Source organism: Kitasatospora sp. NPDC085879 (genome assembly GCF_040686255.1).
Taxonomy (GTDB): domain Bacteria; phylum Actinomycetota; class Actinomycetes; order Streptomycetales; family Streptomycetaceae; genus Kitasatospora.
The window spans coordinates 49,347-69,370 of sequence record NZ_JBFBJZ010000042.1 but is presented as its reverse complement, the minus strand read 5'-3'; the positions used below and the strand labels follow the sequence as shown (position 1 = coordinate 69,370).

20 protein-coding genes and 2 pseudogenes are annotated in these 20,024 nt (G+C 74.0%); 8 read left to right on the top strand and 14 right to left on the bottom strand.

Annotation, left to right across the window (positions count from 1 at the left end; genetic code table 11):
• Positions 1-166: 166 nt before the first annotated feature.
• Positions 167-901, bottom strand: coding sequence for an SDR family oxidoreductase (locus AB0P35_RS27820; RefSeq protein WP_363515864.1), 735 nt, complete (start codon positions 899-901; stop codon positions 167-169).
• 128 nt (positions 902-1,029) lie between these two features.
• Here AB0P35_RS27820 and AB0P35_RS27815 point away from each other — a divergent pair, with 128 nt between their 5' ends.
• Positions 1,030-1,665, top strand: a complete 636-nt coding sequence (locus AB0P35_RS27815; RefSeq protein WP_095878322.1) for a TetR/AcrR family transcriptional regulator — start codon at positions 1,030-1,032, stop codon at positions 1,663-1,665.
• A 288-nt stretch (positions 1,666-1,953) separates the two neighbouring features.
• On the opposite strand, the gene AB0P35_RS27810 is transcribed toward AB0P35_RS27815, so the two are convergent.
• The 3 genes and pseudogenes from AB0P35_RS27810 to AB0P35_RS27800 all read right to left on the bottom strand — a co-directional run.
• Positions 1,954-2,346, bottom strand: coding sequence for a hypothetical protein (locus tag AB0P35_RS27810; protein ID WP_363515860.1), 393 nt, complete (start codon positions 2,344-2,346; stop codon positions 1,954-1,956).
• A gap of 31 nt (positions 2,347-2,377) precedes the next feature.
• Entirely contained in the window at positions 2,378-3,508 is a 1,131-nt protein-coding gene (locus tag AB0P35_RS27805; RefSeq protein WP_363515857.1) for an FHA domain-containing protein, read from the bottom strand.
• A 247-nt stretch (positions 3,509-3,755) separates the two neighbouring features.
• A pseudogene (locus AB0P35_RS27800) lies at positions 3,756-3,913 on the bottom strand (LysE family translocator); the annotation flags it as partial.
• A 3-nt stretch (positions 3,914-3,916) separates the two neighbouring features.
• Between AB0P35_RS27800 and AB0P35_RS27795 the strand changes: the two are divergent.
• Complete coding sequence (locus AB0P35_RS27795) at positions 3,917-4,048, top strand: DUF6193 family natural product biosynthesis protein (RefSeq protein WP_363515854.1); 132 nt, start codon at positions 3,917-3,919, stop codon at positions 4,046-4,048.
• Positions 4,049-4,084: 36 nt separating this feature from the next.
• Here the strand turns inward: AB0P35_RS27795 and AB0P35_RS27790 are convergent, their stop codons facing one another.
• Together AB0P35_RS27790 and AB0P35_RS27785 are read right to left on the bottom strand one after the other, a co-directional pair.
• Entirely contained in the window at positions 4,085-4,345 is a 261-nt protein-coding gene (locus tag AB0P35_RS27790) for a hypothetical protein (RefSeq protein ID WP_363515851.1), read from the bottom strand.
• Positions 4,346-4,461: 116 nt separating this feature from the next.
• The gene (locus tag AB0P35_RS27785) at positions 4,462-5,448 is read right to left on the bottom strand and encodes a DMT family transporter (RefSeq protein WP_363515848.1); all 987 of its coding nucleotides are present in this window, start codon (positions 5,446-5,448) and stop codon (positions 4,462-4,464) included.
• A gap of 82 nt (positions 5,449-5,530) precedes the next feature.
• On the opposite strand from AB0P35_RS27785, the gene AB0P35_RS27780 reads away from it, so the two are divergent.
• Positions 5,531-6,454 (top strand): LysR family transcriptional regulator, encoded by a 924-nt coding sequence (locus tag AB0P35_RS27780; protein ID WP_363515845.1) that lies wholly within the window; start codon positions 5,531-5,533, stop codon positions 6,452-6,454.
• Between the two features lie 15 nt (positions 6,455-6,469).
• On the opposite strand, the gene AB0P35_RS27775 is transcribed toward AB0P35_RS27780, so the two are convergent.
• Positions 6,470-7,132 (bottom strand): GPP34 family phosphoprotein, encoded by a 663-nt coding sequence (locus tag AB0P35_RS27775; RefSeq protein WP_363515842.1) that lies wholly within the window; start codon positions 7,130-7,132, stop codon positions 6,470-6,472.
• Positions 7,133-7,244: 112 nt separating this feature from the next.
• Positions 7,245-9,593 (bottom strand): FdhF/YdeP family oxidoreductase, encoded by a 2,349-nt coding sequence (locus AB0P35_RS27770; RefSeq protein WP_363515839.1) that lies wholly within the window; start codon positions 9,591-9,593, stop codon positions 7,245-7,247.
• Positions 9,594-9,936: 343 nt separating this feature from the next.
• Between AB0P35_RS27770 and AB0P35_RS27765 the strand changes: the two genes are divergently transcribed.
• A complete protein-coding gene (locus tag AB0P35_RS27765) occupies positions 9,937-10,539 on the top strand; it encodes a class I SAM-dependent methyltransferase (protein ID WP_363515836.1) in 603 nt (200 codons plus the stop codon).
• Between the two features lie 31 nt (positions 10,540-10,570).
• On the opposite strand, the gene AB0P35_RS27760 is transcribed toward AB0P35_RS27765, so the two are convergent.
• The 3 genes from AB0P35_RS27760 to AB0P35_RS27750 form a co-directional block, all read right to left on the bottom strand.
• Positions 10,571-12,163, bottom strand: coding sequence for a hypothetical protein (locus AB0P35_RS27760; protein WP_363515833.1), 1,593 nt, complete (start codon positions 12,161-12,163; stop codon positions 10,571-10,573).
• A gap of 133 nt (positions 12,164-12,296) precedes the next feature.
• Complete coding sequence (locus tag AB0P35_RS27755; RefSeq protein ID WP_095878312.1) at positions 12,297-12,713, bottom strand: acetyltransferase; 417 nt, start codon at positions 12,711-12,713, stop codon at positions 12,297-12,299.
• A gap of 398 nt (positions 12,714-13,111) precedes the next feature.
• On the bottom strand, positions 13,112-13,585 hold the full coding sequence (locus tag AB0P35_RS27750) for an NUDIX hydrolase (RefSeq protein WP_363515829.1): 474 nt from the start codon (positions 13,583-13,585) through the stop codon (positions 13,112-13,114).
• A 149-nt stretch (positions 13,586-13,734) separates the two neighbouring features.
• Here AB0P35_RS27750 and AB0P35_RS27745 point away from each other — a divergent pair, with 149 nt between their 5' ends.
• Together AB0P35_RS27745 and AB0P35_RS27740 are read left to right on the top strand one after the other, a co-directional pair.
• A complete protein-coding gene (locus tag AB0P35_RS27745) occupies positions 13,735-14,109 on the top strand; it encodes a helix-turn-helix transcriptional regulator (RefSeq protein ID WP_095878475.1) in 375 nt (124 codons plus the stop codon).
• A 10-nt stretch (positions 14,110-14,119) separates the two neighbouring features.
• On the top strand, positions 14,120-14,533 hold the full coding sequence (locus AB0P35_RS27740) for a VOC family protein (protein WP_363515826.1): 414 nt from the start codon (positions 14,120-14,122) through the stop codon (positions 14,531-14,533).
• 75 nt (positions 14,534-14,608) lie between these two features.
• On the opposite strand, the gene AB0P35_RS27735 is transcribed toward AB0P35_RS27740, so the two are convergent.
• Positions 14,609-15,259 carry an HAD family phosphatase gene (locus AB0P35_RS27735; protein WP_363515823.1) on the bottom strand — a complete coding sequence of 217 codons (651 nt, stop codon included), beginning with the start codon at positions 15,257-15,259 and terminating at the stop codon, positions 14,609-14,611.
• A 767-nt stretch (positions 15,260-16,026) separates the two neighbouring features.
• On the opposite strand from AB0P35_RS27735, the gene AB0P35_RS27730 reads away from it, so the two are divergent.
• Positions 16,027-17,262 (top strand): MFS transporter, encoded by a 1,236-nt coding sequence (locus tag AB0P35_RS27730; protein ID WP_363515870.1) that lies wholly within the window; start codon positions 16,027-16,029, stop codon positions 17,260-17,262.
• Between the two features lie 101 nt (positions 17,263-17,363).
• On the opposite strand, the gene AB0P35_RS27725 is transcribed toward AB0P35_RS27730, so the two are convergent.
• Both AB0P35_RS27725 and AB0P35_RS27720 read right to left on the bottom strand, forming a co-directional pair.
• A complete protein-coding gene (locus AB0P35_RS27725) occupies positions 17,364-17,948 on the bottom strand; it encodes a TMEM165/GDT1 family protein (protein WP_363515820.1) in 585 nt (194 codons plus the stop codon).
• Positions 17,949-18,260: 312 nt separating this feature from the next.
• A pseudogene (locus tag AB0P35_RS27720) lies at positions 18,261-18,728 on the bottom strand (N-acetyltransferase family protein); the annotation flags it as partial.
• Between the two features lie 282 nt (positions 18,729-19,010).
• Here AB0P35_RS27720 and AB0P35_RS27715 point away from each other — a divergent pair.
• On the top strand, positions 19,011-19,841 hold the full coding sequence (locus AB0P35_RS27715; RefSeq protein ID WP_363515817.1) for a ZIP family metal transporter: 831 nt from the start codon (positions 19,011-19,013) through the stop codon (positions 19,839-19,841).
• The last annotated feature ends 183 nt before the right edge of the window (positions 19,842-20,024 follow it).

Below are 20,024 nucleotides of genomic sequence, written 5' to 3'. Positions count from 1 at the left end.
CCGGGCCGCCGACCCCGGGGGGTCGGCGGCCCGGTCGCGTTCGACCGTGGCCGTGTCGGGCCGGTCACGCGCTGAGCGACGAGGGATACGAGTTCGCCCACCGGCGAACGCCCGACCCGGCCCGGCCCGTCCTCCCGTCCGTGATCCGGTGCGGACGGTGGGCGTCTCAGGCGACGCCCCCGTTGGTGTACACGACCTGACCGTTGACCCAGCGGCCGGGGCCGGCGAGGAAGGCGACGGTCTCGGCGATGTCGTCCGGCGTGCCGAGGCGCTCCAGCGGGGACTGGGCGGCGAGGCGGTCGACGGTCTCCTGGTCCTTGCCGTTGAGGAAGAGCGGGGTGGCCGTCGGGCCGGGGGCCACGGCGTTGACGGTGACGTCGCGGCCGCGCAGTTCGCGGGCGAGGATCAGCGTCATGGCCTCGACCGCCCCCTTGCTCGCCGCGTAGGCGGCGTAGCCGGGGAAGGAGAGCCGGGTCACCGAGGTGGAGAAGGTGACGACCGCGCCGCCGGACCGGACGCGGCGGGCCGCCTGCTGGGCGACGACGAAGGTGCCGCGGATGTTGGTGCGGTGCATCCGGTCCAGTGCGGCGAGGTCGAAGTCGGCGACCGGGCCGAGGAGCATCTCTCCCGCGGTGTGCACGACGACGTCGACGCCGCCGAAGGCCTCCTCGACCGCGTCGAAGGCCTCGGCCATGGCGTGCTCGTCCGCGACGTCGCCGCCGACGGCGACCGCCCGGCCGCCGGCGGCCCGGATCTCGGCCGCGAGCTCTTCGGCGGCAGCCTTGTTGCCGGCGTAGTGGACGCCGACGGCCATGGTGTCGGCCGCCAGCCGCCGGGCGACGGCGCTGCCGATGCCGCCGGTTGCCCCGGTGACCAGAGCGACCCTGGTGGTGTCGGTCATGGCGGTACCTCCTGCGCTTCGCACGCCAGTCAAATGAACGATAAGTCCATATAAGCATATGGTGAACGCCGCGTCCATATGTCAGGGTGGGGGGCAGATCACCCGCCACGCACCCGAAAGGTCCGCCGATGCCGGAACCACTGCCCGAAGCACTGCCGGAAGCACTGCAGGAGACTCCCCCACGGGCCCGCCGGGGCCGGGGCCGGCGCCCGGCCGCCGAGGTGCGCGCCGAGGTCCTCGACGCCGCGGGCGCGATGCTCCTCGAGGACGGCATGGGCACGTTCACCATCGAAGGGGTCGCGGAGCGGGCCGGCGCCAGCAAGACGACGATCTACAAGTGGTGGCCGTCCAAGGGCGCGCTCGCCCTCGACGGCTACTTCCACGCCGTCGAGTCCACCCTCGCCTTCCCCGACACCGGCGACATCCGGGCCGACCTGACCACCCAGATCCAGGCCTTCGCCCGCCTGGTCACGCAGACACCCGCCGGCCGTGTCATCGCCGAACTCGTCGGCCAGGCCCAGACCGACCCGGACCTGTCCGCCGCCCTGCTCGAACGCTACTCTGGCCCCCGCCGCCGGCTCGCCGTCGAGGCGATGCGCCGCGCCCAGGATCGCGGCCAACTCCGGGCCGAGGCCGACCCCGAGATCCTCGTCGACCAGCTCTGGGGCGCCTGCTACCACCGCCTCCTGCTGCCCAACCTGCCCGTCACCGAGGACTTCGCGGCCGCCCTGGTCGCCAACCTCTTCGACGGCGTCCGGCCCTGACCGACTCGGCACCACGGGCGGGACGGCCGTGGCCCACCGCGCGCAGGCCGGAGCAGCTGTCGGCCCGTCACCGCGGGCCACAGCGCCCGCTGTTCCGAGCGGATCGGGGGTTGAGACCGGTGGGCTCGCATGTCGGTCCTGTGCATGCAGGCTCCATTGCATGAGACTTCGGGGCGATCGAGCGCAGGAAACGCTTGCCCACCCCGCTGCGCCGGGCCGGTTCACTGAGCGGTCACGCCGTCACACGCCGAACCGGATCCGGTGCGTGACGGCGGTGCTCTTCGGGGTTCAGACGCCGATGGCCTGCAAGATCGGCAAGCCCAGCGTGCCGAGCCAGCCGGCCAGTGACGAGATCGGTCTGATCAGCCCGGCGCCTGCGCTGACGAGGGCGCCGGCCGAGGTGAGCAGGCGGGTGATCCGGGTCAGCCGCCCCGCCACCGCCTCACGGTCCGGGTCCGGCCGGGCCACCTCCGCGTCCAGCGACTCCAGCTCGGACCGGACCTCGGGCGCGACGGCCGGTGGCAGCTGCGCCCGGTCGACGGCCGAGCGGAGTTCGCCGACCAGGGCGCGCACGTCCTGTCCGTCCGCCGTGAGGTGGCCGGACAGGACGCCGTGGACGGTCTGGTCGCCGGCGACGTTGTTGACGACGCCACCCTGCTGGTTTCCGATGTTGAAGACCATGGCGGTCCCTTCGCCGTGGACCCCCGCCGCCTCACCTCGACGACGACCGGTCCGGATTCAGCCGACGATCCTCCTCCCGCTCGTACCGGCGCTGCCGGAGCACGGTCGCGGCCACCAGGGCGCCACCGATGACCAACAGCACCGTGCCCGCGATCCCCACCCCGAGACTGATCACGTCGACCGCCACGCCCCCGGCGTCCGGGTCGAGCGTCTGCTGCTCCGAGGTCAGCCACGCCCAGAACGCGAAGCCCAGAACGGCGAGCAGCAGTCCCACCAGTGCCAGGTGCCGGCCCGTTCTCCTGGTGGCCCTGAGCTTGCGGAAGTAGGCCTTGCGCCGGGCCAGCAGGATGCGGTCGTCCTGCATGAGGTAGTTGTACTGGTTCCCGCCGACGTTGCTGAGGTTCCCTGTCGCCTGCTGCTCGGCCACGTCGAAGCGGCGCTCGGTCCCGGCGTGCGGCGTCTCCGGCGGTGGTGTGCCCGGTGGGGGTTCGTCCGGCTGTGGTGTGCGCGTCCGGTCCGGGAGCGGCCCGAAGGCCGGCGGCACGGGTGGCTGCGGCGGAACGGTGTCCGCGGGCGGCCCCCACCACGGTGGTTCCTCCGGCTCCTCCGGAGCCGTTTCCTGCGGGGCGGTCTCCTCCTGGGCCGTTGCTTCCTGGGCGATTTCTCCCCGGACCGACACCGGCCGGGCCGCCGTCGGCTCCGGCGGAACCTGCCGTGGCGGTTCCGGAGGCGCGGCGTCCTCGTGCAGGGGTAACGGCGGGTCTCCGCCCGTGACGACGGTCTGCGCCTCCCGTGCCGGAACCCTCGTCTCCGGCTCGGCGACCGCGGTGGCGGCCTCCTCGCCCGGTTCCTCGTAGTGCACTTCCAGTGGCCCGAAGTCCAGGACGTCCCCGCTGTGCAGAATCTGCTGTCCCAATACCAGGTGACCGTTCAGCCGGGTGCCGTTGGTGGACGAGAGGTCCTCCACGGTGGTGTGCCCGTTGGCCCACCACACCAGCGCGTGGCGTCGACTGATCTGCGGATGGAGCAACTGGATCTGGCAGGCGGAGTCCCGGCCGACCAGCAGCGGCTCGAAGTCGAGTACGTGCACCTGCCCGCGAATCCGGTCCGGGCTGTCGATGACGAGACGTGGTAAGGCCTGATCCTGAGAAGGCGGGTTCATTGCACGACCTCCTGCCGGGTGCGACCGGCGAACCGGTGAACCACCGGCGGCGGTGAAACGTCTCGCCGCCCGGCTGGCTCCGATGCCTTCCCTACCAGTAAATGCCACTCCGCCCTGCGGCACAGCCCGAACCGGCCCGCTGGATCAGTCCGCTGGGCTCGCGCTGCCTGTGGTCCTCCATGGCTCTCGCCTTGAGCGGACATCTCGGCGGCCGGGGGGACCGGGGGGATCGAACGCGGCGGAACCGTCAGCCGGCCAGGCGCTCGACGAGGAGGAACCCGCCGATGGCGACCATCTGGCACCGCTGACGCGGGTGACCGCCCGCGCCGCTGCCGGCCGGGCCTTGAGCACCGGGCGGGCCGACACGCCGACGGCGAGGTACACGGCGGCGCACGCCGGCATGTGTTCATGGACTCGGCGGTCGGTTCGGGGTGCTGTGCAGGGAACCGCGGCGAGGTCGTCGCCCGCACCGCGACCGCCGAGGAGGCCGTCGCCCTGGTGGTGGCCGCCCTCCCGGAGGGCTCCGGTCCGGCGCGCTGACCCACTCCGCGGACTCTGACCGCACTCGGCCGGGCCTCAGTCGCGGGACCCTATGGCGGCCGACAGGTCCTCCGCCGTGTCCACCGGGCTGTGCCTGCCGTTGAGCAGGGCCGCGCATATCGTCACCTGGTCCGACCATTCGATGACGAGCCGGTCGTTGCCGCGGACGTAGCAGTTCCGGCCCCAGACGCTGCGGCGCCCCAGGATCTCCGGGAAGTCGGCGAAGCCCGGCGCGAGCACGCGCGACCAGCCCGCCCGCTGTATTTCGATGTCCCAGAAGCCCGGGCCAGCAATCATGACAACCTCCTTCGAGGTGCACGATACCTGCACATCCCGGGCCCATTCCGGACATGTCCCGGCCACCGCACCCGGCTCCCCGGGTACGGCCGGGCGGCGGCCCGTCCCGGCGGCGGTCAGGCGCGGGCTGTCGCGGGGGTGGGGCTGTCGGTGGCGGGCCGTGGTGCGGTGCGGTGGGCGCGTTCGACGGACTGGCCCCAGTAGGTGCCGGCGACCATGAGGACGGCGCCGAGGGCGGCCGGGGCGGTCAGCCGTTCGCCGCCGAGGCCGATACCGACGGCGACCGCCCAGACCGGTTCGGTGCCGAGCAGCAGGCTGGCCCGGCTGGCGGAGCTGCGCTGCACGGCCCAGGTCTGGGCCAGGAAGGCGAAGACGCTGCAGAACAGGGCGAGGTGCAGGAGGGCGCCCCAGGTGGCGGTGGAGGCGTGGCCGAGGGCGGACAGCCCGGTGGCGGCGGGGGCGGCGAACACCACGGCGCCGACGACGGTCTGTACGGCCGTCAGGTGCAGCGGGCGCAGGTCGCGTCCGGTGGTGAGCCTGCCGACCAGGGCGACGTGCCCGGCGCGGACGACGGCCGCGGCGAGCATGAGCAGGTCGCCGAGGCCCGGGGTGTGGAGTCCGGTGCCGGACATCAGGAGTCCGACGGCCAGCACGCAGACGCCGGCGGCGGCGAAGAACCTACCCGGCAGCGGGCCGCGTCCGCCGGTGCGGTCGAGGAACGGGGTGAGGACGATCGTGAGGCTGATGATCAGACCGGCGTTGGCGGCGCTGGTGTGCGCCACCCCGTACGTCTCGATCGCCAGGACGGCCGCCTGGGTAAGACCGAGCACCGACCCGTACCGCAGCTCGGCCCGCCGGAACCCCGCGGCGGTGCGCGCGTCGACGGCCGTGCGGGCGGTGCGCCCGCGGAGGGCTGTGCGGCCGCGGATGGCCGCGCCGGCGGCGATCACGGCGAGGGCCGCGAGCGCGGAGAGCGCGTAGCGCGCGAACAGGACGACGAGGACGGGGGCGGCGCCGGTCGCGGACTTCGCGGCGAGGTAGCTGGAACCCCAGACGATCGCCACGAGCAGCAGGACCAGGTCGGTACGGCGGGAATCAGGCACGGCCACCACGCTGCCGGAGCGTGACCGTGAAGCCAAGACCCAGCTTCTCAAACGATCTTTAAGCGACGCCTACACTGTCCGGGTGGACGAACGCCAACTCAGGGTCCTGCGGGAGCTCGGCGAACTCGGCAGCGTCACCGCCGTCGCCGAGGCGATGATGGTGACGCCCTCGGCCGTCTCGCAGCAGCTGCGGCTTCTGCAGCGCTCGGTGCCGGTGCCGCTGACCGAGCGCGACGGGCGGCGCCTGGTGCTGACCGAGGCCGGACGGGCCCTGGCGGACGCCGCGATCGACGTGGCTGCGGCGCTGGCCCGGGCCCGGCACGCCGTGGACCGGTACGTGGAGCAGCCGCAGGGGCGGGTGTCGGTGGCGGCCTTCCACAGCGCGGCCGCGGCGTTCTTCCCGCCGCTGCTGCGGCGCTCGGCCGGCGACGGCGGCTTCCCGCGGCTGGGCCTCGCGGACGAGGACGTGGCGCAGGACCGCTTCCCCCGGCTGACGCGTGAGTACGACCTCGTACTGGCGCACCGCCTCGACCACACGCCGGCCTGGCCGCGCACCGTGGCGGCGACGCCGCTGCTGCACGAGCCGCTGGACGTCGCCCTCCCGGCCGGGCATCCGCTGGCGGAGCGGGCCCGGCTGACCCCGCACGACGTGGCCGGCCTGCCGTGGATCACCGTCCACGACGGCTTCCCGCTGCTGGCCACCATCGAGGCGGTGGCCGCCGCGGCGGGCCGGGCGCCGGACATCGTGCACCGCATCAACGAGTTCGCGGTCGCCGCGGAGGTCGTCGCCGCGGGCGGCGGGCTGGCCCTGATGCCGCGGTGGACGGCCCGGCGGCACCCGGCCGTCGTCCTCCGCCCGCTGACCGGTGTGCAGGCCCGCCGTCACATCGACGTCCTGCACCGCCCCGAGACCACGGCCCGCCGGGCCGTCCGTACCGTCCTCCGCGCCCTGGTCGAGGCGGCGGACAGCATCCGGGGCAGCGGCGAGGCGCCGCCGGCCCCCTGACCCGGGGCCCGCCGCTCAGAACGACGCGGCCACGCCTGCGGCCACGGCGCCGGCGGTGACCGCGGCGTAGACGGCCGTGATCGCGGCCCGGATGCTCTCGGCCACCCACTGGCCCTCGGCGAGCTCCTTCATCCGCGGCTCGACCTGCTTGCGGGGCACGCCCGGGAAGGCCGCCCGGTGCAGGCCCGCGGCGTGCAGCACGGCGACCAGCGCCGCGGTGCGCTCGTCGGCCTCCTCGCCGCGGAGCACCGCCGCGGCGAGCCGCTCGCGCACCTCCTGCTCGACCGAGCCGTCCACCTCCGGGTAGCGCCGGCTCGGGAAGATGCCGAGCAGCCGGTGGTTCTCCTCGGTGACGAGGCCGCGGCGGCACAGGCTCTCCTCGACGGCGCGGACGGAGGTGCGCTGATCCTTCATCAGCCAGTCGCCGACCTTCGCCTTGCGCCGCCCCTCGGCCCACGCGGCGAGCGCGGCCAGCCGGCCGTCCAGCAGTTCGTCGCCGAGCGGTGCCGTGTCGACCACCTGCAGCAGACCGTCGGCGACCGCGACCCGCCCGGCGAACGAGAGCTCGAGGACGAGCGCGCCGCCCAGCGGCCAGGCCAGCATCAGCCGCCCCTTCGCGGTGCCGGACTCGTCGTCCAGCGACAGCAGCATGATCTCTTCGGCCAGTGTGACAGCCACGTGCGGGCCCCCTCCGTGTGTTCGTACATCCGGTCGACGTCGGCGCCCGCCCACAAGTTCCCGTGGAGGTGCCGCCGTTTCCGACGGAGGGTCGGACCCGTCCGTCGCCCGGTCAGGCCGCCCCGGTGATCGTGACCTTGAGGTGCTTCATGATCGGCTGGTCGCTCTGGGTGCTGAAGTCGCCGATGGCACAGAGGACGTTCATCTCCGGCATGTAGCCGGCGGCGCAGCCGCGCGGGATGTCGTAGGGGACGGCGAGGTAGCCGTTCAGGGAGCGGGTGGAACCGTCGCGGGCGGTGCTGGTGATGTCGACGGGGTCGAACTCCGCGATGCCGCGCTCGCGCATGTCGTCCTCGTTCATGAAGACGAGGGTGCGCAGGTTCTTGATGCCGCGGTAGCGGTCGTTGTCGCTGTAGATCGTGGTGTTCCACTGGTCGTGGGAGCGCATGGTGCCGAGGGCGAGGGTGCCGGGGGCGGGGACGACGTCGGGCAGTGGCGCGGCGGAGAACTCGGCGCGGCCGGACGGGGTGAGGAAGACCAGTTCGCGGGCGGGCTGCCTGATCCGGAAGCCGAGCGGCAGCCGGACGCGGCGGTTGAAGTCCTCGAAGCCGTCCAGGACCTTGGCCATGGTGTCGCGGATGCGGTCGTAGTCCTCGACGTACCACTCCCACGGGGTGGCGCTGTCGGGCAGCGCGGCGCGGGCCATTCCGGCGACGATCGCGGGCTCGGAGAGCAGGTGGGGCGAGGCGGGGCGCTTCATCCCGGCGGAGAGGTGGACCATGCTCATCGAGTCCTCGACGGAGGTGCTCTGTTCCCCGGCCCGCTGGTGGTCCTTCTCGGTGCGGCCGAGGCAGGGCAGGATCAGCGCCTGCCGGCCGTGCACCACGTGGCTGCGGTTGAGCTTGGTGCTGACCTGCACCGTCAGGGCGCAGGTGCGCAGCGCGGCGTGCGTGTGGGGGGTGTCGGGCGCGGCGAGGGCGAAGTTGCCGCCCATGCCGACGAAGACCGTCACCTCGCCGCGGTGCATGGCCTCGATGGTGCGGACGGTGTCCAGGCCGTGGGCGCGCGGCGGGTCGATGCCGCAGACGTCGCCGAGCCGGTCGAGGAACTCCCCGGGGGGCCGGTGGTCGATGCCGCAGGTGCGGTTGCCCTGGACGTTGCTGTGGCCGCGCACCGGGGAGGGGCCTGCGCCCTCCCGGCCGAGGTTGCCGCGGAGCAGGAGCAGGTTGACGATCTCGCGGACGGTGTCGACGCCGTGTTCGTGCTGGGTGACGCCGAGGCACCAGCTGACGATGCTGCGGTCGGCGTCGCGGTAGATCCGGGCGGCCTTGAGGATGTCGGCGCGCGGGACGGCGGACTGGCGCTCGATCTCGCCCCAGGAGGTGGCCTCGCACACGGCGCGGTAGTCGTCGATGCCGGAGGTGTGGCGGTCGATGAACTCCTGGTCGACCGCCTTCGGGTCGGACGGGGCCTGTTCGAGGACGGCCTTGGCGATGCCGCGCAGCAGGGCCATGTCGCCGCCGATGCGCGGCTGGAGGTTGAGGGTGGTGGTTCTGGTGGGGTGGAACAGCGCCATGTCCACGAAGTCGTGGGGGACGATGGTGCGGGTGGCGGCGGCCTCGACCAGCGGGTTGATGTGCACGATGCTCGCGCCGCGCCGGTGGGCCTCGGCGAGCGCGGTGAGCATGCGGGGCGCGTTGGAGGCGGCGTTGACGCCCATGATGAACAGGGCGTCCGTGGTCTCCCAGTCCTTGAGGTCGACGGTGCCCTTGCCGGTGCCGAGGGAGGCCTCCATGGCGCGTCCGCTGGCCTCGTGGCACATGTTGGAGCAGTCGGGGAGGTTGTTGGTGCCGAGTTCACGGGCCATCAGCTGGTAGAGGAAGGTGGCCTCGTTGCCGAGTCGGCCGGAGGTGTAGTAAGCAGCACCGTTGGGGTCCTCGAGGTCGCGCAGGGTGCGGCCGACGAGGTCGAAGGCCTCCTGCCAGCCGATCGGGACGTAGTGGTCGGTGGCGGCGTCGTACACCATCGGCTCGGTCAGCCGGCCCTCGTTCTCGAGTGCGAAGTCGGACCACTCCTCGAGTTCGGTCACGGTGTGTGCGGCGAAGAAGTCGCGGTCGACGCGCTTGCGGGTCATCTCCCAGGTGACGTGCTTGATGCCGTTCTCGCAGATGTCCAGGTGCAGGCCCTTGGTGTCGTCCGGCCAGGCGCAGCCGGGGCAGTCGAAGCCCGTGTTCTCGTGGTTCATCCGCATGATCGCGCGCGGGCCGTCGACGAGCGCCCGTTCGCGGAACAGGACCTGGCTGACGCTCTTCGCGGCGCCCCAGCCGGCCGCGGGGTGGTGGTAGCGCCGGAATTCCGGGTGGCCGTCGGTGGCCGGTCCCTCGCCGTTGCCGTTGCCGGCCTGCGTGTCCTGCGCGTCCCTGGCGGCCTTGACGGCCTTGGCGTGGTCGGAGGCTTTCACGGCGGTCACCTTTCGGCGTCGGGCCTTTCGGCGCCGGGCCCTTCGGCGTCGGGGCGCGTGGGCCCGCGCCCTCCGGCCAGGCTATGCCCGGTGGGCGGGCCCCGCCCCGGCACGGGGGCCGTGGAGGGGGGCCGGGCGGACGCCCAACGCTGCCGTCCGTGCGCGCGGCCGGCCCGGCGCGCGGCCGACAGGGCAGCCAGCGGGGCCTGCCGCCGACGCGGACTCCCGCTCTCCAGCCCTCGATGTGTCTCCATACCAAGAGTTTCAGAACATAAAATCTCTGGGACGGTGAAGAAAGTCCCGTCTTGACGCGGCCCTGATCCGCCGCGAGGAGGAGGTCGGTGTGCAGGTGGTGCGGGGGACGGCTGGGTACCGCGAGGCGGCGGATGCGCTGGCGGTGCAGTACGAGGAGATCACGTTCGAACAGGTGCACGGGGACGTGCTGCACCTGGTGCCCGCCGGACCGGGGCACGTCCTCGACGTGGGAGCCGGGACGGGACGGGACGCCGCCGCGCTGGCGGCGCGCGGGCACCGCGTGGTGGCGGTCGAGCCGACCGCGGAGCTGCGGGCGCACGGGCGGCGCCTCCATGCGGGCAGCGGCATCGACTGGGTCGACGCCGCCCTGCCGGACCTCGTGCTCGACCGGCCCGGGCAGCGGTTCGACGCGGTGTTCGCCACGGCCGTCTGGATGCACCTGGACGCGGACGAGCGCCGCCGCGCGATGGCCGTGATCGCGGCCCTGCTGCTGCCCGGCGGCCGCTTCTTCGTCAACCTGCGCCACGGCCCGGTCCCCGACGGCCGGCACATGTTCGAGGTGTCCGCCGACGAGACGGTCGCGCTGGGACGGGCCAACGGCCTGCGCCCGGTCCACTCCGGGGAGCGGCCGGACCTGCACGGCCGGGCCGACGTCCGCTGGAGCAACCTGGTGCTGCAGGCGACGGAGTAGGGGCCCCGCCACGGCGCGTGAGCCGTGTCCGTCAGCGGCGCGTCGCCCGGCCCAACGGCCGGCGCTCGACCGGGACGCCGGCCCGGCCGCGCCGCGGCAGCGACCCGCACAGCGCACCGACCGCGGCACCGGCGACGGCACAGCACAGGACCAGGTGGGAGGCGCGCGACCAGGCGGTGATCGAGCCGTGTGCCCACAGCAGGTACGGGACGAGGGCCAGCGCGCCGACGACGGTGCCGACGAGCGGGGCGTCGAAGCGCGGGAGGCGCGCACGGCCCTCGGGGGTGCGGCAGAGCAGCACGGTCATCGGCAGCAGCAGCCAGGACGAGACCACGCCGGCCACCAGCCAGCCCGGCAGCACCCACATCACCCGCGCACCGCTCAGCGGTCCGGCGATCAGGATCCATCCCAGGCAGAGGAGTTGGCAGCCCAGCATGCCCGCGAGGAGTCGCGGCCGGCGGTCGGCCGGTTCGGTGCGCAGGCGGCGGGCACCGATCGCCGCGAGGGCGGCCGTCCAACCGGCGACGACCGCGACGGGCAGCCCCCTGGCCCACGACTCCGACCGCGGCCCGGCCGGCCGCAGCGTCGGCCGGTACACCGGATAGGCGCGCACCGACCAGGTGCCGTCGGCGTCGCGAAGGGCGAGGCCGCGGCGCGGGTAGTGGACGAGCACGGCGGGGCCGCGGTCGGTCCCGAGCAGCATGACCTGGCCGTGTTCCCAGTGCCCCGCGCCCGTCGCCGACCCGCTCGGGCTCCCGGCCGGGGCCGGGCTCTGCGCCGAGGTCTGCGGGGTCTGCGGCGTTTGCGGGGTCTGCACGGCGCTCGGCCGGTCGGTCGGCGCGGTGCTCCAGAGCGGGCGGGGGTCGAAGACGGGCTGCCAGCTGAGGCCGCCGTCCCGGCTGGCCTCGATCGGCGAGACGGCGTCGGGCAGGCGGTAGCAGAGCATGGGGTCGGCGGGCGTGCAGGTGCTGTCGGTCAGCTGCGGCACCGGCGGCCGTCGGGCGTTGCGGTCCGCGAAGTGCTCGACGAGTGTCCAGGTCGCCCCGCCGTCCGGGCTGGTCCAGCGGTCGTCGGGGGTGTCCAGGACGGGTCGGCCGTCGGCGCCGGACAGTTCGTGGCGGGGCGGCACCGCCGAGGTGGCGACCATGGCGGCGACGGCCAGCGGCACGGCCAGCAGGGCGGCGGTCCGGCGTCCGCCGTCCGGGCCGCTGCGGGCCCGACCCCACAGCCACCCGCTCAGGGCGAGCACCGGCAGCGCCGCGAGGTCGGTCGGGTCGCCGACGATCCGGCTGGGCACACCGCTCGACGACCACACCGCGGAGGCGAACGCGCCGCCCGCTGGGCCGGACTTGGCGACCACGAAGGCCAGCGCCGCGACGGCCAGTGCCACCTGGGCCGGGCGGTCGCCGCGCAGCCGCAGCACGGGTGTCAGCAGCAGTGCCACCACCGGGGGCGCGGCCAGCATCCAGGCGAGGTCGCTCACCTTGCCGGTCACGACTCCCGGCCACAGCCGCTTCGCCACCTGGTCGTTGAACGCCAGCACCAGGACCGCGGCGACGGTCGCGGGATGCCCCGCCCACCGTACGACAGCCCCGGTCGCGGCCGGTCCCCCCGTGATCCGCATACCTCCGAGTCTCGCGTCCGCCGATCACGGCCGCGGCACGCGGAGATCACGGCTCGTCACCGGACGGACCGTCAACTGGCCGAACCCGGGAGCACACACTGTCCCGGGCCCGGCCGGCCGGGTGCGGCGGGTGTCAGCCGCAGTGGCCCCAGTCGCTGAAGTACGAGCTCTGGTCGGACTCGCTGAACCAGCCGCCCCACCGCACGCACTTGCCCGCCGCGTACGCGTAGACCGGACCGGCGTACTTGGTGTACGAGCCGGTGTCGTCCTTCTCGCTGCTGCCCTGGACCTGGAGCCGGGCCGACATCTTCACCGCGGGGCCGCTCTCACCGCGGACGGTGACGACGCAGTTGTAGCCGTTGGAGCTGTTGTAGAGCAGGTAGGTCCACACGTCCCGGTTGATGAGCTTCTCCGAGTCGACGACGCTGTAGCCGGAGCCGCAGACGGCGGTCGGCGACGCGGCGAGGGCCGAGGCCTGCGGTGCCGCCATCACCGAGACGGCACCGGCCATCGCCACGGCACCGAGGACTGCGGTCAGTTTCTTACGCAAGGGACGATTCCTTTCATGGACCGAAATACCGGCACTCCGGTGGCGGGAATTTCTGCCCGTCTTCCCGGATGCACAGCCCGGATGCTAGGCAGTTCCGCCGCGGTCACGCCAAACCGAAGTCCCTGGTGGGGAGGGTCGGCGCAGCCTTTCGGCCAATCACCGGAAAGGTGCCCCGCGCGCGTGTTCGCCACGATTTTCTCGACGCCGCCCTGCGGTCGGCCGGGCGTCCGGGTTCCCTTGTCCCTGTTGATTCCGATGTAGCGGCGGAGTATCGCGCCGGAATTCCGGTATTGACGGAATGCCGCGGATGTGACGCCGGGGTTGCGGCGGCACGCCCCGGTCGCCGGCGTCCCGCGGACATTGGCGTGAATGGGGCGTCCGGCGGATCGGCGCGGGTCTCAGCCGCCGGGTGCCGCGGGAAGGCCGGCCGCGGCCAGTTCGGCGCGCAGCCGCGGCCAGCTCGCGGCGAATCCGGGGTGGAGGCGGAGCGTGTCGATCTCGGCGGGGAGGCACCACCGGTGGGCGCTGCCCTCGCCGTCGCCGCGGCGCGGGCGGAACGGCTCCTCGACGGCCGCGACGACCGTGTGGTACGCCCAGCCGCCGTGGTCGTCGACGAAGGTGTGCAGGTGGCGCAGGGCCGGGACGTCGCCGAGTTCCTCGGCGCACTCGCGGCGGGCCCCGTCCCAGGGGCTCTCGCCCGCGCGCAGCGCGCCGCCGGGGACGCTCCAGGTGCGGCCGTGGTGGACCCGCCAGGAGCGGCGCTGCAGCAGCAGCCGCGGCCCGTCGCACAGGAGGAGACCCGCGGCGCCGTACCTGCCCCAGTGGCGGCACCCGCGCCGGTCCCTGACGAATCCCTCGCCGCTGTCGGCCATCCTGTCCCCCTGTCCGGTGTCCCCCCGACGATTCTCCCCCGGCCGGGCACCTACCGGGGGCTCGCTCCTTGTCCGAAGCAGTCGGTACCGTACGTGGTGTGCCCGTCCCCCTCTCCGACCTCGTCCGGTTGCGCCGCGCCCGCGACCTGATGGACCGCGAGTACGCCCGCCCGCTGGACGTCCCGGCGCTGGCCCGGTTCGCCCTGATGTCGCCGGGCCACTTCTCGCGCAGCTTCCGCGCCGCCTACGGCGAGACGCCGTACAGCTACCTCATGACCCGCCGGATCGAGCGGGCGAAGGCGCTGCTGCGGCGCGGCGACATGTCGGTGACGGACGTCTGCATGGCGGTCGGTTGCACCTCGCTGGGCTCGTTCAGCTCGCGGTTCACCGAGCTGGTCGGCGAGAGTCCGAGCGCGTACCGGGCCCGCGACCACGACCACGGTGCTCCCATCCCGGCCTGTGTCGCCAAGATCTACACGCGGCCGGTCAGAAACGGAGAAGCGAAAGGCCCTGCCGGTCCGTAGCGTGAGATCCATGGAAATCAAGCTCTCGCAGTGCTTCATCGCCGTCGACGACCACGACAAGGCGCTCGCGTTCTACCGCGACGCGCTCGGTCTGGAGGTGCGCAACGACGTCGGCTTCGAGGGGATGCGCTGGGTGACGGTCGGCTCACCGACGCAGCCCGGTGTGGAGATCGTCCTGGAGCCGCCGCTCGCCGACCCGAACGCCTCGGACACCGACCGGCAGGCGGTGGCCGAGCTGATGGCCAAGGGCATGCTGCGCGGCGTCATCTTCGCCACGGACGACTGCGACGCCACGTTCGAGCGGATCAGCGCCGCGGGCGGCGAGGTGATCCAGGAGCCGATGGACCAGCCGTACGGCGTGCGCGACTGCGCCTTCCGCGACCCGGCCGGGAACATGCTCCGGTTCACCCAGCCCCGCTCGTAGCCCCCGGAAGCACCACGGCCGGGGCGGCGCCGCGTTCTGCGGCCCCGCCCCGGCCGTCGGTCCGTCGACGCGGTGTCAGATCCGTTCGAGCAGTTCGGGGAGCTTCCCGATCAGTCCGGTCGCCCCGGCCTCGGCGAGCCGCTGCGCCGGCATCAGCGCGGTGTAGCCGAGTACGTCCATGCCGGCCGCGCGCGCGGCCAGGACGCCGTTGGGGCTGTCCTCGACGACCAGGCAGTCGGCCGGGGCCACGCCGAGCGACGCGGCCGCGTGCAGGAAGAGGTCCGGCGCGGGCTTGCCCACTCCGCCGACGTCCTGGGCGCTGAAGACGAGCTCCTCCGGCAGGTGCGGCCGCAGCCCGGCCCGGTCGAGGGTGAGGTCGATCCAGGCGTGGTCGGAGGACGAGGCCAGACAGTACGGGAGGCCCCTGCGGCGGAGTTCCACGAGGACGTCCCCGGCGCCGGGTGTCGCGTCCAGTCCCTCGCGGAACGCGGCGAAGACGCGATCGTGGCAGCGCGCCGTGAACTCCTCGGGCAGGGTGCCCCCGAAGCGGTCCGCGACCACCGTGTGGACGTTGCGTCCGGCGTTGCCCAGGAAGTGGTGGAAGGACTCTTCCACGGTCGTGGGGTAGCCCAGCTCGGTCAGGTAGCCGGAGAGGATCCGGTGCGCGGTCGGCTCGCTGTCGACGAGCACCCCGTCGTTGTCGAAGATCACCAACTGGTAGGCCATCCGCGCAGACTAGCGGGCCCGGCGGTTCGGGGCGGCCGGGACCGCGCCCGCCCAACCCGGTGCCCGCCGCCGACGGGGCGTCAGCGCGAGGCCTTCTCTGCACCAATTCGATGGTCACCGCGGCCCTGCGTGAGGATCCGGACCCACGACGTCAAGTGCCGGGGCGCCCGCCCGTCCCGTTCCGGTCCGGCGACCGCCCAGGTTTGCATGTCCGGGTAGAGGGCGGGGACCGCCTCAATCACGCGTCCAGGTGCAGCCGGGCCTGGTTGCCGAAAGGCCGTGCCGGTGCGCTGGGCGCTCCGACGGTCGGGTCGATCGGGGTCATCGAGGTGCTCCTCGGATCCGGGGGCGGCCGGGATCCGGGCGCCGCCCCCTGAGGACGGAGTGTCACCGCGATTCGTGACACCGGCGCGGCGGTCGAACGCTTCGAGGAACGCGGGTCCGCCGCCGTCGCGGGCCTCCGCGGCCGATTCGGCGAGCCGCTGCCGGACACGACGGCGGTGAACCCTCGGCACGGCGACGGGAGCGCTCGGCGGTCCGGCAGGTTCCGGCTCCGCAGCCCCGGCCGTCGACCCTCAGCGGGCGGGGATGCGGAGGGCCCCTCCCGCTGCGGGGCCGCCGACGGCATGATGCCCTTGTCCGCCGTCCCGACCGCCCCCGACCGCCGTTCGGGTCCGACGCAGAGTCGGGCCCGTAGCGGCCACTGCCGTCCTGCCGCCGAAAGGGCCCGCCCTGTGACGAGTACCGCCCCGACGTCCGCGACCGCGTTGGCCGTCGATGCCGCCTCCGCCGAGGCGGCGCAGCGCCGTGTCCTGACCGTGCTGGTCGTCTCCCAGGTGCTCAGCGGGGCCGGGCTGGCCGCCGGGATCACCGTGGGTGCCCTGCTGGCGCAGGACATGCTCGGGACGGCCGGTCTGGCCGGGCTGCCCACTGCCCTGTTCACGGCGGGCAGCGCGCTGGCGGCGATCGCGGTGAGCCGTCTGTCCGAGGCGCGGGGGCGCCGCCCGGGGCTGGCCGTCGGTTATGCCACGGGGGCTGTCGGCAGTGCGGGTGTGATCGCCGCCGCGGTCGCCCACAGCCCGGTGCTGCTGTTCGCGGCGCTGCTGGTCTACGGCGCGGGGACGGCCACCAACCTGCAGGCCCGCTACGCCGGCGCGGACCTCGCGGCGCCGACGCACCGGGCCCGCGCGGTCTCCACCGTGCTGGTCGCCACCACGCTGGGCGGCATCGTCGGCCCGAACCTGGCCGCGCCGACGGGCTCCCTCGCCGTGGGGCTCGGTGTTCCGCGCCTGGCGGGTCCGTTCCTGCTGGCCGGCGTGGCGTATACGGCGGCGGCCGCCGTGCTGGCGGTCTGGCTGCGCCCGGATCCGCTGCTGCTGGCCCGCGCGCTGGGCGCGGCCCGGCCGGCCGGAGCGGGTGGTGCGTCCGGCGCCGTGGAGCGGGCGGCCGGGGTGCGCGGCGCGGTGGTGCTCGGCGCCCTGGTGATGGTGCTCACCCAGGTGGTGATGGTGGCGGTGATGACGATGACCCCGGTGCACCTGCACGACATGGGCCACGGCACCTCGGCCGCCGGCCTGGTGATCGCGATCCATGTCGGCGCGATGTACCTGCCCTCGCCGCTGACGGGCCGTCTGGTCGACCGGTACGGGCGGGCCGCCGTGGCGGCCGCCTCCGGTGCCACGCTGCTGACGGCGGGTGTGCTCGCGGCCTTCGCCCCGGGCGGGTCCGTCCCGTTGCTGGCACTGGCCCTCGCCCTGCTGGGCCTGGGCTGGAACCTCGGGCTGGTCTCCGGCACGGCGATCATCACGGACGCGGTGCCGCTGGCGACCCGGGCCCGGACGCAGGGCATGGTGGACGTCGCGATAGCCGTGTCCGGTGCCGCCGGGGGCCTGGCCTCCGGTGCCGTGGTCGACCTGGCCGGCTACCCCGTGCTGGCGCTCGGCGGCGGGATCGTCGCGCTCGCGCTGCTGCCGGCCGCCGCCGCGACCGCCCGGGCCCGCTGAGCGCCGGACGGACGGCCGAGCAGGCCCGGCACGCGGGACTGCCGCCGCCGGAACGGTACCGGCGGCGGCAGCAGGTGCGGGACGGGCAGCCGGTGAAGGCCTCAGCCGGTGAAGGCCTCGACGACGGACCAGAGCGCGAGGCCGGCCATGCAGGCACCGCCGACGCGCTGCACCATGCGCAGCGGCACCCGCTTGGCGATGAACCGGCCGACGATCAGGGCCAGGGCGGAGACGCTCATCAGCGCGGCGGCCGAGCCGATGGCGGTGGACAGCACGCCGTTGGTGGCGGCCAGGTTGGCGGTGGTGATCTGGGTGAGGTCGCCCCACTCGCCGATGAACACGGCCATGAAGGCCGCCGTCCACACCGGCCAGAAACCGGTGACGGTGTTCCCCGCCTCGTCGGCGCCGTCGTCGTCACCGCCGCTGCGCAGCAGCATGAAGGCGCCGAAGGCGAACAGGGCCGCGGAGACGAGCTTGACGACGAGGTTGGGCAGCAGGCCGATCAGGCTGCCCGCGCCGACGGCGATCGCGACGTGGACGACGAAGGCGCTGGAGGTGCCGAGCCAGACGTAGAGCGGGCGCATCCGCGTGCCCATGGCCAGCGACGCGAACATCGTCTTGTCGGGGAGTTCGGCGAGGAAGATCAGGCCGAAGGCGGTGAGGATCGCCAGGGGGTCGAGGGACATCCGGGGGCTTTCTGCTGGGGCCGGGCCGGACTTCCTTCGGCGATCACCCGTGGCGGGCGGTGCGGGGAGGACTCGGCCCGGCACGACGAGTCGGCCCCCGCGGTCGCGGGCGCCGGTCATGCCTTGGCCGAAGGTCTCGTCCACCGCGCCGCCGAGGCGGTGCGGCCCGGTGGCCGGGCCGTCCGCTGGTGTGCGGGCGTCCAGTATGTCGACCTACCGGTGTTGCGGGACTACTCCCCTTCGCAGTCTCCAGTGTACCGGGGCTGTGGGGCGCCCGGGCCTCCGGGTCGGGCCGTGCGGCCGCGGCCAGTCGACGGCGGGGCTGCGGCGTTCGAGCAGGACGACGTCCCGCCAACGGCCGTGGTGCCGACCGACGCGCTCGCGGGTGCCGACGACCCGGAATCCGGCGCTGGCGTGCAGGACGAGGCCGGCGGTGTTCTCCGGGAAGACGCCGGACTGCACCGTCCAGATGCCGGCGGCGTCGGTGGAGGCGAGCAGGGCCCGGAGCAGGGCGAGGCCGACGCCCCGATGGTGCGCGTCGGGGTCGACGTGGACGGAGTGCTCGACCACGCCCGCGTGGGCGGGCCGGGCGGAGACCGGGGAGACCGTGGCCCAGCCCAGCACCCGGCCGCCGCCGTCGACGGCGACCAGGCGGTGCTGCGGGAGCCGGGCGGCGTCGAACGCCGCCCAGTCGGGGGCGGTGGTCTCGAAGGTCGCGTCGCCGCCGTCGATCCCGAGCCGGTAGATCGCGAGCACCTGCGCGGCGTGCTCGGGGAGCATCGCCGTGACGGTCACCGGCGCGCTCATGCGGCGGCCCGGGAGCGGTCGGTCGGGATGACGAGGCTTCTCCTTCGCGGGCGACGGTACGGCCGGGGGCACGGGTCGATCCGACACCTCCGGACCTCCCCCGCCCCCTGTTCGGTTCTGCGATCGGCCTGCCCTGGGACCGCCCGGACGGTGGGCCGGAGATGCGGGCGGGCGACGGGCGGGCCAGGCTGGGAGTGATGGTCCTTAGGTAAGCCTAACCACAGGGGGTCGCGGTGCTCCCCGGGAGGGTGTGTCATGTCCGGTCCGCAGATCGCCCTGCTCGGTGCCGTCGCGGGTCTCACCATCTTCCTCGGCCTGCCGGTCGGCCGGCTGCGCCGTCCGGCGCCGCGGCTGCGGGCCGCACTGAACGCGACGGCGATCGGCATCCTGCTGTTCCTGCTCTGGGACATCCTCGCAGCGGCCTGGGAGCCGGTCGACACCGCGCTCGCCGACCACGACTGGGGCACCGCGGCGCAGGACGGCGCGGTGCTGGCGGCCGGCCTGACGGTCGGTCTGATCGGTCTCGTCCGCTACGACCGGTGGGTGGCCCGGCGCAGCGCGCCCGCCCCGCCGCTCTCCGCCGGCCCGGGCGCCGCGGCGGCCACCGAGCCGGCCGTTCGGACGCGTTCCCGTGCGGCGGACCTCGCGCTGATGATCGCGGTGGGCATCGGTCTGCACAACCTCGCCGAGGGCCTGGCGATCGGCAGCGCGGCCGCGGCGGGCGACATCTCGCTGGCCGTGCTGCTGGTCGTCGGCTTCGGCCTGCACAACGCCACCGAGGGGTTCGGCATCGTCGCCCCGCTGGCCGCCGAGGGCGAGCGGCCCTCCTGGGGCAGCCTGGCGGTGCTCGGGCTGATCGGCGGCGGGCCGACCTTCGTCGGCACGCTCATCGGGCAGCAGGTGGTGGACGAGACGGTGAGTGTCGCCTTTCTGGGCCTGGCGGCCGGCTCGATCCTCTATGTGGTCATCGAGCTGCTGGCCGTCGCGCGGCGGGCGGCGATGAAGGAGCTGACCACGTGGATGATCCTGGTCGGTCTGCTGCTCGGCTTCGGCACGGACGCGGTGCTCGTCGCCGCAGGCGTCTGAGCGGCCTGCCTCGCTCCCCCGTTCAGCTGCCGGACACCGCGATCGTCCAGGGTGCGGCAGGTTCGGATCCGTCCCGGGGGGAGTCCACGATGTCCACACCGACAGCGCAGGCCGGGCCGCCACGGCTCGGACGGCACCTGGGCCTGTTCGACGCGGTGGTGATCGGCCTGGGTGACAAGGATC

What these genes read in the sequence shown, in the direction of transcription:
- AB0P35_RS27740 (WP_363515826.1), top strand. Translation starts at nt 14,120, where the DNA reads ATGGAAATCAAGCTCTCGCAGTGCTTCATCGCCGTCGACGACCACGAC.
- AB0P35_RS27735 (WP_363515823.1), bottom strand. Translation starts at nt 15,259, where the DNA reads ATGGCCTACCAGTTGGTGATCTTCGACAACGACGGGGTGCTCGTCGAC.
- AB0P35_RS27795 (WP_363515854.1), top strand. Translation starts at nt 3,917, where the DNA reads ATGGACTCGGCGGTCGGTTCGGGGTGCTGTGCAGGGAACCGCGGCGAG.
- AB0P35_RS27810 (WP_363515860.1), bottom strand. Translation starts at nt 2,346, where the DNA reads ATGGTCTTCAACATCGGAAACCAGCAGGGTGGCGTCGTCAACAACGTC.
- AB0P35_RS27715 (WP_363515817.1), top strand. Translation starts at nt 19,011, where the DNA reads ATGTCCGGTCCGCAGATCGCCCTGCTCGGTGCCGTCGCGGGTCTCACC.
- AB0P35_RS27760 (WP_363515833.1), bottom strand. Translation starts at nt 12,163, where the DNA reads ATGCGGATCACGGGGGGACCGGCCGCGACCGGGGCTGTCGTACGGTGG.
- AB0P35_RS27805 (WP_363515857.1), bottom strand. Translation starts at nt 3,508, where the DNA reads ATGAACCCGCCTTCTCAGGATCAGGCCTTACCACGTCTCGTCATCGAC.
- AB0P35_RS27790 (WP_363515851.1), bottom strand. Translation starts at nt 4,345, where the DNA reads ATGATTGCTGGCCCGGGCTTCTGGGACATCGAAATACAGCGGGCGGGC.
- AB0P35_RS27820 (WP_363515864.1), bottom strand. Translation starts at nt 901, where the DNA reads ATGACCGACACCACCAGGGTCGCTCTGGTCACCGGGGCAACCGGCGGC.
- AB0P35_RS27745 (WP_095878475.1), top strand. Translation starts at nt 13,735, where the DNA reads ATGGACCGCGAGTACGCCCGCCCGCTGGACGTCCCGGCGCTGGCCCGG.
- AB0P35_RS27750 (WP_363515829.1), bottom strand. Translation starts at nt 13,585, where the DNA reads ATGGCCGACAGCGGCGAGGGATTCGTCAGGGACCGGCGCGGGTGCCGC.
- AB0P35_RS27815 (WP_095878322.1), top strand. Translation starts at nt 1,030, where the DNA reads ATGCCGGAACCACTGCCCGAAGCACTGCCGGAAGCACTGCAGGAGACT.
- AB0P35_RS27725 (WP_363515820.1), bottom strand. Translation starts at nt 17,948, where the DNA reads ATGTCCCTCGACCCCCTGGCGATCCTCACCGCCTTCGGCCTGATCTTC.